The organism is Pseudoalteromonas rubra (assembly GCF_000967655.1).
GTDB classification, from domain to species: domain Bacteria; phylum Pseudomonadota; class Gammaproteobacteria; order Enterobacterales; family Alteromonadaceae; genus Pseudoalteromonas; species Pseudoalteromonas rubra_A.
In genome coordinates, this window is record NZ_JXYA01000070.1 from 1 (window position 1) to 14,886 (window position 14,886).

14 protein-coding genes are annotated in these 14,886 nt (G+C 50.1%); 3 read left to right on the forward strand and 11 right to left on the reverse strand.

The window, feature by feature from the left end:
- A partial coding sequence (locus TW77_RS22525) for a DUF4760 domain-containing protein (RefSeq protein ID WP_046007216.1) occupies nt 1-599 on the forward strand: 599 nt, incomplete at its 5' end.
- Nucleotides 600-725: 126 nt separating this feature from the next.
- Here the strand turns inward: TW77_RS22525 and TW77_RS22530 are convergent.
- Both TW77_RS22530 and TW77_RS22535 read right to left on the reverse strand, forming a co-directional pair.
- A complete protein-coding gene (locus TW77_RS22530) occupies nt 726-1,388 on the reverse strand; it encodes a cupin domain-containing protein (RefSeq protein ID WP_046007217.1) in 663 nt (220 codons plus the stop codon).
- A 25-nt stretch (nt 1,389-1,413) separates the two neighbouring features.
- A complete protein-coding gene (locus TW77_RS22535; protein ID WP_046007218.1) occupies nt 1,414-2,187 on the reverse strand; it encodes an SDR family NAD(P)-dependent oxidoreductase in 774 nt (257 codons plus the stop codon).
- 106 nt (nt 2,188-2,293) lie between these two features.
- Between TW77_RS22535 and TW77_RS22540 the strand changes: the two genes are divergently transcribed.
- Entirely contained in the window at nt 2,294-2,635 is a 342-nt protein-coding gene (locus TW77_RS22540; RefSeq protein ID WP_046007219.1) for a winged helix-turn-helix transcriptional regulator, read from the forward strand.
- Between the two features lie 227 nt (nt 2,636-2,862).
- On the opposite strand, the gene TW77_RS22545 is transcribed toward TW77_RS22540, so the two are convergent.
- The 5 genes from TW77_RS22545 to TW77_RS22560 form a co-directional block, all read right to left on the reverse strand.
- A complete protein-coding gene (locus TW77_RS22545) occupies nt 2,863-3,951 on the reverse strand; it encodes an alkene reductase (protein ID WP_046007220.1) in 1,089 nt (362 codons plus the stop codon).
- A 31-nt stretch (nt 3,952-3,982) separates the two neighbouring features.
- Nucleotides 3,983-4,891, reverse strand: a complete 909-nt coding sequence (locus TW77_RS22550) for an EamA family transporter (RefSeq protein ID WP_046007221.1) — start codon at nt 4,889-4,891, stop codon at nt 3,983-3,985.
- Nucleotides 4,884-5,084: a hypothetical protein gene (locus TW77_RS25305; RefSeq protein ID WP_156158742.1), complete on the reverse strand. Its 201-nt coding sequence runs from the start codon at nt 5,082-5,084 to the stop codon at nt 4,884-4,886. The genes TW77_RS22550 and TW77_RS25305 overlap by 8 nt, the downstream gene beginning before the upstream one ends.
- Before the next feature lie 461 nt (nt 5,085-5,545).
- A complete protein-coding gene (locus tag TW77_RS22555; protein ID WP_046007222.1) occupies nt 5,546-6,295 on the reverse strand; it encodes a substrate-binding periplasmic protein in 750 nt (249 codons plus the stop codon).
- Nucleotides 6,296-6,581: 286 nt separating this feature from the next.
- Nucleotides 6,582-7,727 (reverse strand): acyltransferase family protein, encoded by a 1,146-nt coding sequence (locus tag TW77_RS22560; RefSeq protein WP_046007223.1) that lies wholly within the window; start codon nt 7,725-7,727, stop codon nt 6,582-6,584.
- A gap of 277 nt (nt 7,728-8,004) precedes the next feature.
- Here TW77_RS22560 and TW77_RS22565 point away from each other — a divergent pair, with 277 nt between their 5' ends.
- Complete coding sequence (locus TW77_RS22565) at nt 8,005-8,307, forward strand: hypothetical protein (RefSeq protein WP_046007224.1); 303 nt, start codon at nt 8,005-8,007, stop codon at nt 8,305-8,307.
- Between the two features lie 61 nt (nt 8,308-8,368).
- Here TW77_RS22565 and TW77_RS22570 read toward each other — a convergent pair whose 3' ends face one another.
- The 4 genes from TW77_RS22570 to TW77_RS22585 are packed head-to-tail and all read right to left on the reverse strand — an operon-like array spanning nt 8,369 to nt 14,660.
- A complete protein-coding gene (locus TW77_RS22570) occupies nt 8,369-9,664 on the reverse strand; it encodes a sensor histidine kinase (protein ID WP_052713318.1) in 1,296 nt (431 codons plus the stop codon).
- On the reverse strand, nt 9,664-10,344 hold the full coding sequence (locus TW77_RS22575) for a response regulator transcription factor (RefSeq protein WP_046007225.1): 681 nt from the start codon (nt 10,342-10,344) through the stop codon (nt 9,664-9,666). The genes TW77_RS22570 and TW77_RS22575 overlap by 1 nt, the downstream gene beginning before the upstream one ends.
- Nucleotides 10,322-13,471 carry an efflux RND transporter permease subunit gene (locus tag TW77_RS22580; RefSeq protein ID WP_046007226.1) on the reverse strand — a complete coding sequence of 1,050 codons (3,150 nt, stop codon included), beginning with the start codon at nt 13,469-13,471 and terminating at the stop codon, nt 10,322-10,324. The genes TW77_RS22575 and TW77_RS22580 overlap by 23 nt, the downstream gene beginning before the upstream one ends.
- On the reverse strand, nt 13,464-14,660 hold the full coding sequence (locus tag TW77_RS22585; RefSeq protein WP_052713319.1) for an efflux RND transporter periplasmic adaptor subunit: 1,197 nt from the start codon (nt 14,658-14,660) through the stop codon (nt 13,464-13,466). The genes TW77_RS22580 and TW77_RS22585 overlap by 8 nt, the downstream gene beginning before the upstream one ends.
- Between the last annotated feature and the right edge of the window lie 226 nt (nt 14,661-14,886).

The following is a 14,886-nucleotide window of genomic DNA, read 5'->3' on the forward strand; positions in this document are numbered from 1 at the left end:
GCGATCCCGCCGTGCCCATGGATGAGTTTAATAAAAAGATTAGAATAAAGTACGTAACTGCGGTCTTGGGTTTTAGCATTATGCTTTTATTATCTTGGTTCTACTATGGTGAAACCCAAGATATGAAAGGAATTTCAATAATTATTGCCATGACTGTTGGAGCATTAACGATCCTATATATGGGAATGAATATTCGGTTGCTTGCTCAAAATCATGAACAGAATAATCGAAATGACATCAACAAATATACGTTTGATATGCTTTCAAAGTGGCATGAAGATAGTCTTATAGCTGCTAATCAAACTGTCAAAGTTTTTTGGGATGAAAATTGCTCGAAAGATGAAGCAGAAATTCTTAAACTAATCAATGAAAAAGAAACAGTTTACATCGCAATAATTAAGGTTCTTAATTATTTTGAGCTTTTAGCGTTAATGTCTAAAAATGATACTGTTTCAACAAAAATTGTCCATGACTATTTCGGTGAGGCCTACGAACAATACTATATTCGTTTTATGCCATTGATTCGTTCCATAAGAGCTAAATATAAATCAAATAAAATTCTAAGAGAATATGTTGATTTTACAGAGTCTTTAACTTAGTCGTATGTCTAACAAGTTGCTACAAACGACATGTTTTGCTTCGCCGTTTTTTGTGCACGGGTCGCAAGCTCCTATATTTGCACAAAAAACACTAGACAAAATAAGCGTCTGAGCAAGGCGTTAAACTTACAAATGACCCACCTTCACATAAATCAATGCGCCATCCTCTTTCGTAAAAGGCGTATGCTGGCTCATGTGGGGGCTACGAAGCCAGGTGCCTGTGGGATATTGGCCATGCTCATCATAAAACGTGCCTTCCAAAACAAAGATTTCTTCTCCTCCCCAATGGGTATGCAATTGAAATTGAGTGTTAGGTGACCATTTTACCAGGGCGACCTTCTCGCCTTTAAACTCATGCAACGGCATTACCGTTAGCCCATCAACAAGCCCTTGGTGCCAAGGGTGGTTCTGAGTGTCTATTACTTTTTGTTCTGTGTCGTCCTGAGCAAATTGATGTAGCTTTACCAATATAGTTGCGCCTTCTTTCCCTATATTGGGTGTGTGAGACGTACCAATTGGATTGCGTACATAGCTCCCCTTTGCGTAATTTTGATGCTCGTCCGAAAACACCCCATCAAGTACTAAGAATTCTTCGCCACCACTATGAGTGTGTGGCGAAAAACTTGTGTATGGTGCGTAACGAACGATAGAGGTCGCTCGTGCGACTTCATCTCCAATGCGATCAAGCATCATGCGCTCAACGCCAGGCATCGGAGAATCAACCCACTTATAGTCGGCGGGTCGAATTACAACACGTTGCTTGAAATCAGCATTGATTAAAGTAGTCATATTGACCTCCAGTAAAGATGGTTGCCTAATTTCTGCCAGCCATAACACCGCCGTCAACGTCCCAAATTGCGCCTGTTATCCAGCTTGCACGCTCGTTCAACAGAAACATAATAGCGTTGGCAATGTCATCTGGTGTGCCAATACGACCAATGGGATGGAAACTGTCAAATCCTGCAAGGGCATCGTCCACTTCTGCCGGATCGATAAACGTTTCGTAAATTGGGGTTTTCACTACCGCTGGTGACACTGCATTTACCCTAATATTATGGTCGGCCAGCTCCATTGCCATATGCTGCGTTAGCGCGTGTAATCCTGCTTTTGCCATGGAATAAGCAGAAGAAGGAGTTGCTTTGATCGCCTGCTTAGCCCACATTGAACCAATATGAACAATGGAACCACCGCCATTGTTACGCATATTCTGGGATACGGCTTGGCTTATAAAAAAGGTAGCCCGATTCAGTACAGCATAAGCATCATAATCCTCAAATCCGTGCTCTAAATAAGGCTTAGGATTGAAGTAACCTGCCGAATTAACAAGGTACTGGATATGTCTTTGGTCCGCATTTATTGTTTGAATGACTCTATCAACATCTTGTTGCTCATAGAGATTGGCTTGTAATGTCTCAATAATAATGTCATTGCTCGCTATTGCGGTTAACTGAGACTTGGCCGACTCCAGCTTTTCAACGTTGTTGCCTAAGATAATAACACTGGTTCCCTGAGCGATGAGTTGTTTTGCTGTTGCCAAACCCATTCCACTTGAACCGCCGATGATTAATGCAATATTTGAAGTTGTCATGGATTTTCTCCGATATATGTTAAGGTACGGAGATAATTTATCGAACCACTGTCGCGTTAAAAAGTAAGTACAAATTGGTAAGGTAGGTACTTTTTGGTACATCTTTATGAAAAATAGAGAAAAAAAATATTTAAGAAAAACTGCACCGACTGAAAGTGCAAAGATAGTGGAGACTATTTATGGTTGTAAATGGTCTCTTACGGTTTATCAGCTATTGGCAGATGGGATCAATCGGCCTGGTGAAATGGTCCGCAGCATTGAAGGTTTAACCACTAAAGTTCTGAACCAGTGCCTACGTAAAAATACGGAGTTTGGGATCCTGGAGCGAATTTCTTACAATGAGGTGCCACCGAGGGTAGAGTACAAAGTAACTGACTTTGGGACTAAATTTATGAAAGTCCTCGATGAGCTTGAAAAACTACAACATGAAATTGAAAACAAGATATAAGCACAATATGGTCAGTCGCTTATGAATTTTGAAAAACAAGACGAAGTATTTGTGTATATTGGCTTGTAACAAAGGCCCCAGAAAGCCAAAAACACTAAACCAACCTTTATTCGGCGATTATGTCGCACTTATTATCTGAAATCAGGTTCCTGTTTTTAAGAGCAAAACAAAAAGGGTGATAAATCACCCTTGCGGTCGGTAAAGGAGAGTCAGACCGTTAATCAGACTCAGGCGGTCACTGCTATCTCCTCAAGTGTCGGGTAGTCGGTATAGCCTTCGGCTCCGCCACCATAAAACTTGCTGTCATCCACTTCGTTATAGTCGGCGCCCACTCTGGCTCTTTCTACCAGGTCGGGGTTGGCAACAAACAGGGCGCCAATTCCTACGCCATCGCACAGATCTTGTTGTAAAACCTGGGTGGCAATGGCTGGTGTTGTCGGGCCGTCTTCCCACGACTGGTGCGGGTTAAGGATCAGGGGGCCTTGCCACAAATCACGGAGCATTTTACTGGTGTCGCGACAGGCCGCTTCCATAATATGTAAATACGCCAGGTTTGTTGGTAATGCCTTAATCAGCGCCTGATATAGCGGCTGAGTATCGGTTTCATTAATGTCATTGAACTGGTTATGCGGTGAGAGTCGAAGGCCCACTTTATCTGCGCCTATGGCATCAGTAACCGCGGCGATTACTTCCAGGATAAAGCGAATGCGGTTCTCTATGCTGCCGCCGTATTCGTCGTCGCGCAGGTTGGTGTTGCTGGCTAAAAACTGATGCGGTAAAAAGCCGTTACCTGCGTGGATCTCTACGCCATCAAATCCGCCGAGGATGGCAAACTTAGCGGCCTGCGCAAAATCAGCAATGGTGGCCTGGATCTCTTCATACGTCAGTGCTCTTGGCGGCGCAAAATCTTGCATGCCCTCAGGAGTAAATGTCTGGCCATTTGCGGTGACGGCGGATGGCGCAACGGACTGGTGTGCACTTGGATACAAGCTGGGGTGGCCAATGCGGCCGCAGTGCATAAGCTGGGCAACAATTTTGCCGCCTTTTTCGTGCACCTTGGTGGTGACTGGTAACCAGCTTTGCGCCTGTTCATAGGTGTGCAGGCCGGGTGAGTTCATGTAGCCCTGGCCAATCTGGTTCGGCTGTATGCCCTCAGTAATAATCAATCCGGCCGTGGCCCGCTGGCTGTAATACGTGGCCATCAAAGGGGTAGCCAGGCCAAGTTCAGTGGCGCGGTTGCGGCTCATTGGTGCCATCACAAAGCGGTTGTTGGCTTTAATGCTGCCGTATTCAGTTGCGTCAAATAGAGTATTCATCGTTATATCCTTAATGAGTTTGAATTCTGAGTTACGCTTTGGATAGCGCTTTATTGGTTGCCGGGCTTGCAAGTGCCCGGTTAAACAGCTGTTGCTGCGAAATGGTGATGGCCAGCACGATGACACAGGTCCCCAGTATTTGACTTAAGGTCAATACTTCCCCGAGTACCAGGTAGCCCAGTAACGTGGCCGATAATGGACTGGCAAATGAGATAAAAGACACAGTGACCACAGGCAGTTTTTCAATTGCCTTAAACCACACTACATAAGCGACCAGCGCGCCAATCAGGCTCAGATAGGTGTAGCCGATCAGATTGTTCACCGTTAATGCGCTGGGAAAGCCCTCCTGGATAAGCGCAATGGGCAGTAAAAACAAGCCGCCGACCACCAGCTGCCAGCCGGTGAAGGTGTACACAGACACATCTGCCGGTTTACCCCATTTTTTAGTGAGCACAATGCCAGTTGCCATAGACATCGCCCCTGCCAGTCCAGCCTGTACGCCGGCTGCGGGGAGCGCCATATTTGGCTCAAGCACCAGCAAGGACACGCCCAGCGCACCTATCAGGCAGGCGACAAACTGTCGGGCCTTTAGTTTGTTTTTTAACAGTAATGCGCCAAGTAACATCACTATAATGGGCTGGCACGACATGATCAGCGCAGCAACTCCTCCTGGCAGCAGGTACGCGGCAACAAACAGGCAGTAAAAGAAGCCACCAATATTGAGCAGGCCAAGTACAATTGAACGCATCCACCACACGCCTTGTGGCAGCTTACGGCCCAGTAGAACCAGCAAAATACCTGCAGGCAGAGCCCGTAAAACCGACGCGATAAGCGGCTTGTCGGCCGGTAACAATTCAGTGGTCACAATGTAAGTGCTACCCCAGATGATGGGAGCTATCATTGCAATCATCATCCAAAAAATCAGTTGTTTGTTATTCATACCACCCCCTGACATTGTGTTGCTCCGGGCTTTTTTCCTGCAACCGGTGAACTATTTCCAGCTGACAGTAGCTGGCTGTTGAATTGCACACCTTGCGATACAAGCTGTGCTGTTGGCTTGTGTGTCCTGGTTCAGTCACATTCGCCGTATTGTCGTCGGGCCAAAATACCGGCCTTACATTTATTGCGAGCACGGTTTCTCTCCTTAGTGATAAAAGTCAGGCGCGTTAAATTGCCACCTGACGCAGATCGGTTGAGCAAGCTTTGGTTTGTGCAAAAGCGCTGTGTACTTCAATCTTGAGCGTCCGGGCTTTAGCCGGGTTTTATCAATCACTTGCACCTGCCTGGCCTGTCTGTACGTCATTTTATAAAGTTAAGCTCACTTAAAGAGTCTTGATTTAAAGATATTGTGTATTTGTGATGCCGTCAAGTATCTTTGTGTGAAGATACTTGTTTTTTTAGCAGTGCTTTTTTCTTTTTATTTATATTCAATAGGTTGTTTATTTACAGGGATGAAAAAGATCAATCACGAATTGACGGCGATATCGAGGGGGAAGCGGTTTGAACGCTGCAAAGCCTGCCTTTTGTGCCACAAAAATAGGCGAGATGTAAGGGGTAGTGCGGCATATTGATGCAAACTAGGTGCCTGCCACTTCTATTTATACTTATCTAATATGCGTTGCTCGCCACCTTGCTGGCGAAAGTACACTACGGCTTTGGAAAACGCTTCCAATACGCCAAGGTGTGGTGACTGATGAGAAATGCAAAGCGAAAAGGGCACGATATCGAGCGTTGCGGGTAGCTCAGTCACCACGTCTTGCAAATTGTGCTTAGCGATAAAATAGTGCGCCACAACCCGGTCAGTGACTACAACATCACCTCGTTTCTTTGCCAGCATCTGTAAAGCACTGGAGATATTTGAAAGCAGGCGGCGCTTATAAGCGCGCTGCGGCAGATTTGCCTCTGCCCAGCCGTTGCCTATGTAATCAAGAATATTAAAAGCGCTCAGCGCGCTGGTATTCGATACACGCAGTAAAGCCGCCATGTCTGGGTGATTGGTATAAGTGAATAAATTAATTGGTCCAACGAATACTGGTTGTTCAGAGGCACTAACGTATTTTAGTCGTGCGCTGGTGGGCACCGAAACAAACGCATCGGCCTGGCCATTGAACACCATTCTTTGTGCTCTGCCCCAGGGATACCCTTCATGCACTACTTTCAGGCCGAGCTCTTTCTCAAGTACCTCAGTGACAATATCGACCAGAATACCTGTCATCTGTCCGTCCTGGGTTTTAAACGAATAGGGCGGGAAGGCATCGTAATAGACGACTTTAAAACTGTTTTGCCCTGCCGCCAAAGGCGCACACAGCAGTAGCACAATCGTGACTAAGATACGATAAATCATGTTATTCCAGGCGCTGTACTTAGGTTACTCACCTAGTGTAGTTGGCAGGTCATCAATAGGCGAGCGGGGGCAACTGTGCTTGTAATACAGCTTATGCTTTGTTTCTAAGATACGACGCCAGCAGAATGACACAGAGCAGCGCACTGTTGATAATGAACACACCCAGGCGGATGTTCTGAGTATCAAGATAAGCGGGGCTATCAGAATAAAAGGGGTGATAGCCCAAATTATGTGTGTCATGAGTGGCATAACAATCAGTCCGGGTGTGCCTCTGTGCAGGTTGTGGTCATCGCTCTTCAGACACTGCGACGCTTTGCGGAGGTTTTGGTTTGGCGGTCTTTAAGCCAAACAGGTAGCGCGTCAGGTTAAATGGCCTGATAACAAAGAGACAAATAACAACGCAGATGAGCAGCGACGAGCACAACAGGCTGAGTGATTTAATCGCAATACCGGCATCCCACTGCACAATGTAATAGGCAAGCGCAACAATCACGGTCTGATGCACAATATAAAACGGATAAATCAGTTCATTGGTCACGTGCAGCCATTTGGGGGTTTGTTTGCACCACGCACTGGCATAACCGACTAAGGTGAGTAAGCCGGTCCAGGACACGAGTGCACTGATAAGCCACCATAGTTGCCAGCGCATATCCAGCGATACATAGTCGCTAATGTCAGGTTTGTAATACCAGGCGTAAAATGCGATAGAGCTTACTATCAACCACTTAAAATTGGTGGCGCGGTTGTCTGCCAGCGCTTGCCAAATCCTAGGGTTTTTCATAAAACACATACCCGCCATAAAAAACAGTAAGAAGAACAGCGAAACAGACAGATTAAATAAGCTTGTATCTTGTGAACGCATAACGCTTTTAAGGCACAATCGTATCCCTAGGACCACCAATCCCAGTAACAGCAAGCCGTGTTTTCGCACCGCGATGCGTTCCATCGCCTGAAGTAAAGCGTGCCCTGATGACGTGCCAAGCATCACATTAACAGGCACAGCCAGCAGCATAAAGATAAATAGAAACTCCACAAACCAAAGGTGGTTTGCATTAAAGGCAAACATCAGGCTGCTATATGCCTGAGCTAAATTTTGATATTCCTGAATGTTTTCGAAGTAATTCTGTGGCGGTACCACAATCATCATCGCGAAGATAAGCGGAATAAACAACCGATGCACTTTGGTAGTAAGGAATGCGCTTGCCGATACTTTGTGGAGCAGTAACACCGACCCGGCACCTGCGATGAAAAAGAGGGTGTGGAGCCTGACTTGCTCAAAATACACCATAATATCATCAAGCACTTTACTCGATTCAGAGTTCATTATGTGCCAGCCATCTCCGTTAAACGGCATAAACACATGGTGCAGAAATACAGCAAAAATCAGCAAAACTCTGAGCCAGTCGAGCTCCGAATATCTGGATTTATACATTTAAATTAGTCCTTTATGATTAAGTTTCCCAACAGTCGGCTATCCATATTGATGCGCTGAGGCGGCGTCATGTTGTTGCAGTGATTAGCATATTATGAAAAAGCCAGTGGAGCAAAACCGAGATTGTAACGGCCTATGTAATCAGTTCAGGAACGCGGGCACATCAAAATACACACAAAGGCGGGTATTTGCGGGCTCAGCCTGATGTGATTTTAAGATCCAAAATGCAACCGCACGCGTAGTAAAGAATGAACTATTTTCTGACCCAGAGGTAGCTATGAAACAGTTCGCACTCAAAGTATATGACGGTTACACCTATATTTTTGACTCCACCAGAAACCCGCTTCGGCACATTCCAGATCCAGTGAGCCGCTTCCACATTATGACTGTTTTAGCCTGTATGTGGAGCTTTGCCTTTGCCACCTATATTGGCAGTATGATTGTGTTTGGGGTAAGCCTTGCTGCACACATTATTTTGCTTTTGATGTTCTTTTTTACCATGTCTGTGTTCTATGATGCGCAGAAAAATAAGTCGTCGTGGCTGTTAAAGTTGCGCCGCGAAAAGCTGAAACAGGGCTAAAGCCCTTTGTCTATTGAGAGTATGGCTGCAAACAAGGTGGCGCACCTTGTTTGCAGCAGCCTCAGTAGCGCTGCGTTAAGATTAATGTTACACAAAAACGCTGCGCATCATGGGTGATATTCAGCTGCCAGCCTAACTCGTTGCACAGCCTGCGCGCCAGGTCCAGGCCCAGGCCATAACCAGAGGCATTATTTAACTCGTCCGGCATGTGCGTGTTTTGTGCATTATCCTCAGTGCTATGAGCATATTCACGGTTTTCAATCTCCAAAATATGTTGCGTCTGGGTCACTGAAATTGCACCATGATGGGTGTGCTGAATAGCATTTCTCAGCAGGTTGCCAATCACAATGGTGGCGCCAGAGTGGGACAGCTCGCAGCGATAGTCGTCGGTATGCATCGCAACATCAACCTGCTTGCCCTGTTTAAGGTAGGCCAGGTCCTGCATCAGTGCGTCTACTAGCTCAGCCAGTTTAACCGGTCTTAAATCCCGCAGTGGTTGCCCCTTGCGGCTTAGCCACAATAGGGTTTCGGTGAGTGCGACCATGGCCTGGCTAGCGTGGTCTATGCGCATCAGTGCTTTTTGGCCTTTGTCGTTGCGGGGGTCGTCCAGGCGGTGCAGCAGCTCTACGCTGCTGCGGATCACGGCGATGGGCGTGCGCAGTTCGTGGCTGGCGTAGCTGACAAACTCCTGCTCCCGGTCGAGGCTATGTTTGACCTGTTGCAGGCTTTGCTGGATAAGTTCCGCCAGTGTGGTCAGCTCGCGATACCTGAATACTGGTGGCGGCTCGTCGAGCGAGTGATGATCCAGCTCGGCGGCCCATGCATGCAGCTCTGCAACGGGCCGGGTCACGGTGCGCATCAGCATCACCAGGATCGCAGCAAACAGTGCAAGGGTGCCCAGCGCAAAGAGTATTCCCAATATTTCAGGCCCCTGAAACCAGGATTTAGGCGGTGTTTTTGGGGCGGTAAAATGGTGGGCCACAAAGCCGGACTGGCCATTGGGCGTTTCAAAAAACATCACAAAGCGGGCTTCGCTGGGCCTTGTCAGCATATTATCCCGGGTAACCAGTTTGTGTAATGTGTTGGTCTCTATTTCCTGGCGGGTAAACGCCGCACGGATGGGCTCGGGTAAATCCTGCCACTGACTGGCCACCACAAAGTTGTGCGCCTGGATCGGATAACCGGGCTGCGGATGGTGGGCCTGAGCCATATTCAGCATAGTGCCTTTCATCATGTCATCGAGCCCGGTAAAAAAACTGTTGGTCCAGAGCACTGATAGCAGACTGATCACCAAAGTGGCCAGCACCAGCAGGGCGGCAAGAATATAGCGGCGCAAGCTCATATGTATGGGGGCCATTAAACTTTCTCCTCATGGCAATGCAGCTTAAAGCCCTGTCTGGGAATGGCGTCGAGGGTGATATGGGCTGTGCATGCCGCCAGCGCTTTGCGCAGGTGGTGAATATGCACTTTAAGTGCGTTGCTGTCGGGCTGTTCATCGCCCCAGATAGCCTGTAACAGTACTTGTCTGGTAACCAGGTTAGGGTGAGCGCGCAGCAGGGTTTCGAGTATTACCATGCCGGTTGGGCTGAGTTTCAGTCGGCTGCCATGATACGTGGCGTCACGGCCATCTATATCCAGGCATAACCCGGCCAGCTCCAGCCGTTTTATTTCGCCGCTTTTGCGTTTGGCCAGGGTTTTTACCCTGACCACCAGCTCCATCATGGCAAAGGGTTTGACCAGGTAATCGTCGCAGCCGGTGGCAAAACCGGCCAGTTTGTCTTCGAGCTGATCTCTCGCGGTGAGCATGATCACTGAGGTATCGTCGCCTTCGTCGCGCAGTGCCTGACAGATCTGCAGGCCATCCATACGCGGCAGATTCAAATCCAGAATGATCACCTGATAGTGATTATCGCGGATCAGGTTAAGCGCGGCGACCCCGTTGGCTGCGTGGTCGCAGATGATGTTTTCCAGCTCAAAGTAATCAATGATGTTACCGGCCAGTGCCAGGTCATCCTCAACTAAAATGACGTTGATCATGGGGGACATGCTCCGTACGGGTGGGGCTGAATCGGCTCATCAGGTTAGCAATATCGTGGCTGATCAGCAGTAACACAGGAATTAAAAACAAGGTGATGGCAGTGGCAAACAAGATGCCATAGCCCAGCGATGCCGCAGCGGGGATCAGAAACTGTGCCTGCTGAGAGGTTTCGCCTAAAATAGGATACAGCCCGGCAAAGGTGGTCAGTGACGTCAGCAGTATTGCGCGCAGGCGACCCGTGCAGGCTTCAAGTAGCGCATTTTGCATGGTTTTCCCCTCATTGCGATAGCGATTTAACTGGCTGACCAGCAGCAGGCTGTCGTTGATCACCACGCCACTGAGCGCCAGTATGCCATTTAAGGATAGAATACTGAGCGTTAAACCTAAGCCCCAGTGTCCTAAAATCGCGCCCACGAAGCCAAACGGGATCACCGACATGATGATCAGCGGCTGCCAGTAGGATTTCAGAGGGATAGCCAGCAGCGCATAGATGGCCAGCAGCGCCAGCAGGTAAGCCGAGCTCATGGAGTCGGTGGCTTCTTTTTGGTGCTCGGCTTCTCCGGCAAAGTGCAGCGCCAGATCCGGGTACTGCGCACGTAGCTCTGGGACCACACTTTGTTCCAGTTGGGCCACCAATTCCGTGGGGGTCAGCTGGGTTTTATTCACCGCAGCGGACACGGTGACCGCTCTGACGCCGTTGATACGGGTAATGGACTGCACTTCGCTGGTGTAGATTACGTTAGCAACGTTGCCCAGCGGCACGGTTCGCCCGTCCGGGGCACGCACCCGGGCTGCAAGCACATCCCCTTGTTCGCTGCGCTCATCCAGCGGGTAGCGAACCCTTACTTTCACTTCATCTTTGTTGCGCATATAGCGTTGTACCACTTCTCCGCCAAAGGCTTGCAACAGCTGGCGTGCCAGTAGCTGGGTAGTAAAGCCGCGCATTTCGCCTTCTTCGGTGACTTCAAAGCGCATCGTCGCTTCGCCCGGTGCCAGCGAGCTGTCGATGCTGTGTACACCACTGATATCGCGCAGCGCCTGTTGCAAGGTCGCTTCGGCGGCCTCTAACGTTTCGTCGCTGGTACTTTTTAGCTCCACCTTAAAGTTGGACACGCGCGCCAGTTGCGCCTGAATGTGCAAGGTTTTACTGGCCTCCGGGGTGCCTGCGATGGCGCGCCAGCGCTTCGCCAGTTCGCTCAGTGCATAGGGCTGGGTGCCGGCCAGCTCCACATTGAGTGTGCCGCTCTGATCGCCCGTGGCACTGACCGACACGCTGGCGATGTGGCTGATGTTTTGCTCGTCCAGCAACTGCTGCTCGGCCTGATATAGCTGGGCCTCGAGCTGATCCAGGTTACGGGCAGTCTGGCCAAAACTGGCGTCGTTATAAAGTGTCATGGTGGCGGTGATGGTATCGGCTGGCAGTCCGGGGAAAAAGCCCACTCTGACCATGCCCTGGGTGATCAGGCTGATGGCCAGAAAAAACAGTGCAACAAAGCCCATCAGTGCGGCGTAGCGAAAGTGCATCACGCGCTCCAGTGCGGGCTTGTACAGGCGCAGATTAAAGCCGGTCAGTAGACCGTCTGCCTTTTGTTGCACGCGATGCCACAGCATCGCGATGCGGTTTGGTTGTTGCTGGGTTTTTTGTCGGGTGCGAATGTGCGCCAGATGCGCCGGTAAGATCAGTTTAGACTCCACCACCGACAGCAATAAACATAAGGTAACTACAGTACCAAACTGCGCATACAAGACGCCCAGCCCGCCCGAAATATTGGCCAGTGCCGCAAAGGCCGCAACGGTTGTTAATACGCCAAACAGAGTAGGGACTGCGACCAGGTGGGTGCCTTTGATGGTGTTGCTGAGGGTGTCGCCAAAGCGTTTTCGGGTGGTGTAAATACTTTCACCCACTACCACGGCGTCGTCTACGACTATGCCCAGCGCCATAATAAAGCCAAAGGTGGTCATTTCGTTGAGGGTCATGCCCGTGTAGGGCTCAGTCATAAAATACAGGCTGCCAAAGAACACAAAAGGCAGGCCCGCAGCAACCCAGAAAGCCACTTTCAGGTTTAAAAATAGCGCCAGAACCATAAACACCAGGGCAATACCGCTCAATGCGTTCAGGCTTAGCAGGCTCAGGCGCTCGGTGATCAGTTTAGAATTGTCGTACCAGGTGATAAGCGAGGCGCCTTCAGGCAGCTTGCTTTGCCATTTGGCCACCACGGCTTTGGCCTGTGCCACGCTTTTACTCATGTCGCCGTATTCATCCATCACTATGGTAATGCCATAGGTGGGATGACCGTTAAACCGGGCCAGATGAAAGCTGTCATCGGCAAAGGTGTCTTGTAATGTGGCAACGTCACTGAGTCGAATGCTTTTGCCCGCAGCGGTGGTCGCGACCACAATCGAGGCAAAGTCGCTGGCATAAAGCGCCTGCTCGGCAGCTTTGAGGCGCAGTACCTTATCCGGGTTACGCAGGCTTGTGGTCAGTGCCGTGCCGGAGTACTGATTAATGGCCTCGGCCACGTCGCTGAAACTGAGCTGATAGGCTTGCAGGCGTGCCTCGTCGATTTCAATGGCCACCAGCGGATCGCGGTGATCGTTTTGGTTGAGTGTGGCGATATTGGGCTGAGCCAGTAGGTCGTCGGCAAGCTGGCTGCCCAGGGTTTGCAGTGTCTGAGTCGATAGCTCGCCAAACAGCTGCACCCGGATCACTTCCTGCTCTCGTTGGGCCGTGGTGATCACGGGTTTCTCGGCGTCTTCTGGCAGGTTGTAGATGGCATCAACCTGGTTTTTTATGTCTCTTTGTAAGGTATCCAGGTCATGTTGCGAGGTTTTTTCTACCAGTACCTGCACACTGCTGGCGCTGGCCGTGGTGGTAACGCGTTTGATCCCTTTGACGGATTCCAGGGCATTTTCTATGGCGATTGCAATGCCTTGCTCAGCCTGGGCGGCACTGCCGCTGGGATAGGCCACGCTGATCTGTACCGTGTCCGGGTCTTGTTGCGGAAAGCCTTCTTTGCGCAGACTACCGGCGCTGCTTAGCCCCAGCAGGATCACCGCCAGCATAAGCAGGTTGGCCGCAACCGGGTTTTTGGCAAACCAGGCAATGATTGAAAAGCGTTCAGTCATGGGCGCGCTCCTCTGTCACTGGGGTGACCTTCATGCCGTCGAGGTAGGCGCTGAGCGGGCGCAGCACGATATTGGCCTGGTGCATGCCTTTGCGGGCCTTAATATAAACGGCGCCGTGCTGGCGAAACTGGATCTGCGGGGTAAAGTGCGCCAGACGATTTTCGCTATCGACATACCAGATATGATTTTGCTGCGACAAGGCTGACGCGGGAATGCGCCACAGGTCGTTTTGCTCCACGCCCTCAATGTGCACCTCCACATAGCTACCAAAGTACAGCGGTTGAGCCTGATCTAAGGGGTTGTCTACGCTGACAATGGCCAGGCGCTGGCGCGACTGAGGGTCAATATGCTGGCTCAGACGCGTCACTTGGCCATGCCATTGTGTGTCTGCGGTATCGCTTGTGGCATCGTTGAGCGTAACCGACCAGCCATCGGGCATCGCCTGAGTGGGCAGGTGCTGCCATTGCTCGGCGCTGAGTTCAACGGATACTTCGGCCTGCGCTGTGCTGTAAAGTGTGGCAATGGGGCTGCCCGGTTGGACATAACTGCCAGGCTGTACCGAGCGCGTGATTATGGTGGCATCAAAGGGCAGAGTAAACTGGCTGGCAGCCAGGTTGTATCGGGCACTCTCTAGTTCCGCTTTCGCTAAACTTAGCTGCGTGGCCACCACGTCTTGCTGTGGAGCACGTAAAGAAGACAAGATCCCATTACTGTCGGTGCTAGCCAGCTGGCGCCACTGCGCCTTGTTTGGCGAGGTCTGTAGCTTTTCTTCTTCAGCATCCAATTTGGCTTGTGCCAGTGATACTTCAGCACTGGCCAGCGCCTGTTGCAACTGGGTGTCGTCTACGCGTGCTAGTACGGCCCCAGCCGACAAGCGTGCCCCTTGCTTAAAGTCTGGATGGAGCTGAGTCACCCGGCCGCCCACTTCGCTACTGAGCGTCAGTGCGTGAGTGGCCTTGACTGTGCCATGCGCGGTAATGACCCGAGTGTAACTGGCCGCCTGCACCGGGGTGACCGTGACCTGAGGCAGGCTCAGGGCTGCGCTCGTTTGTTGGCGTTGCTCAGAGCCAGGCTGAGGCTGGGCCTGTGCTTCGGCACCACCCATAGAAGGAATAGCAAAGACAATGGCAGCACACAGGCCACAAAAAGCCAGCTGGGTAATGAGTAAACGGTTGTTGAGTAACGTCATGATGAATTCTCTGAATAAGCACTTGGGTTTGCCCGCCGACTTTTGATGCGGGCAAAAAGTAACCGCCAGTCTAAAGAGTGTACGGTTAAAGGCGGGTTAAAGAGATTGTCGGTTACTGCAAGTCTTTGATTAGACTGTGAAGAAGAAAAAAGCCGCAGGGTGTTTTCTGCGGCTTTGGGGGTTGATATCACGGTTTCTGATATCGTGTGGGCAAAACAGAGCGAGG

Excerpts from the sequence above, each read along its gene's own strand:
- TW77_RS22550 (WP_046007221.1), bottom strand. The coding sequence starts at position 4,891 with ATGAATAACAAACAACTGATTTTTTGGATGATGATTGCAATGATAGCT.
- TW77_RS22535 (WP_046007218.1), bottom strand. The coding sequence starts at position 2,187 with ATGACAACTTCAAATATTGCATTAATCATCGGCGGTTCAAGTGGAATG.
- TW77_RS22545 (WP_046007220.1), bottom strand. The coding sequence starts at position 3,951 with ATGAATACTCTATTTGACGCAACTGAATACGGCAGCATTAAAGCCAAC.
- TW77_RS22585 (WP_052713319.1), bottom strand. The coding sequence starts at position 14,660 with ATGACGTTACTCAACAACCGTTTACTCATTACCCAGCTGGCTTTTTGT.
- TW77_RS22565 (WP_046007224.1), top strand. The coding sequence starts at position 8,005 with ATGAAACAGTTCGCACTCAAAGTATATGACGGTTACACCTATATTTTT.
- TW77_RS22555 (WP_046007222.1), bottom strand. The coding sequence starts at position 6,295 with ATGATTTATCGTATCTTAGTCACGATTGTGCTACTGCTGTGTGCGCCT.
- TW77_RS22540 (WP_046007219.1), top strand. The coding sequence starts at position 2,294 with ATGAAAAATAGAGAAAAAAAATATTTAAGAAAAACTGCACCGACTGAA.
- TW77_RS22580 (WP_046007226.1), bottom strand. The coding sequence starts at position 13,471 with ATGACTGAACGCTTTTCAATCATTGCCTGGTTTGCCAAAAACCCGGTT.
- TW77_RS22570 (WP_052713318.1), bottom strand. The coding sequence starts at position 9,664 with ATGGCCCCCATACATATGAGCTTGCGCCGCTATATTCTTGCCGCCCTG.
- TW77_RS22560 (WP_046007223.1), bottom strand. The coding sequence starts at position 7,727 with ATGTATAAATCCAGATATTCGGAGCTCGACTGGCTCAGAGTTTTGCTG.
- TW77_RS22575 (WP_046007225.1), bottom strand. The coding sequence starts at position 10,344 with ATGATCAACGTCATTTTAGTTGAGGATGACCTGGCACTGGCCGGTAAC.
- TW77_RS22530 (WP_046007217.1), bottom strand. The coding sequence starts at position 1,388 with ATGACTACTTTAATCAATGCTGATTTCAAGCAACGTGTTGTAATTCGA.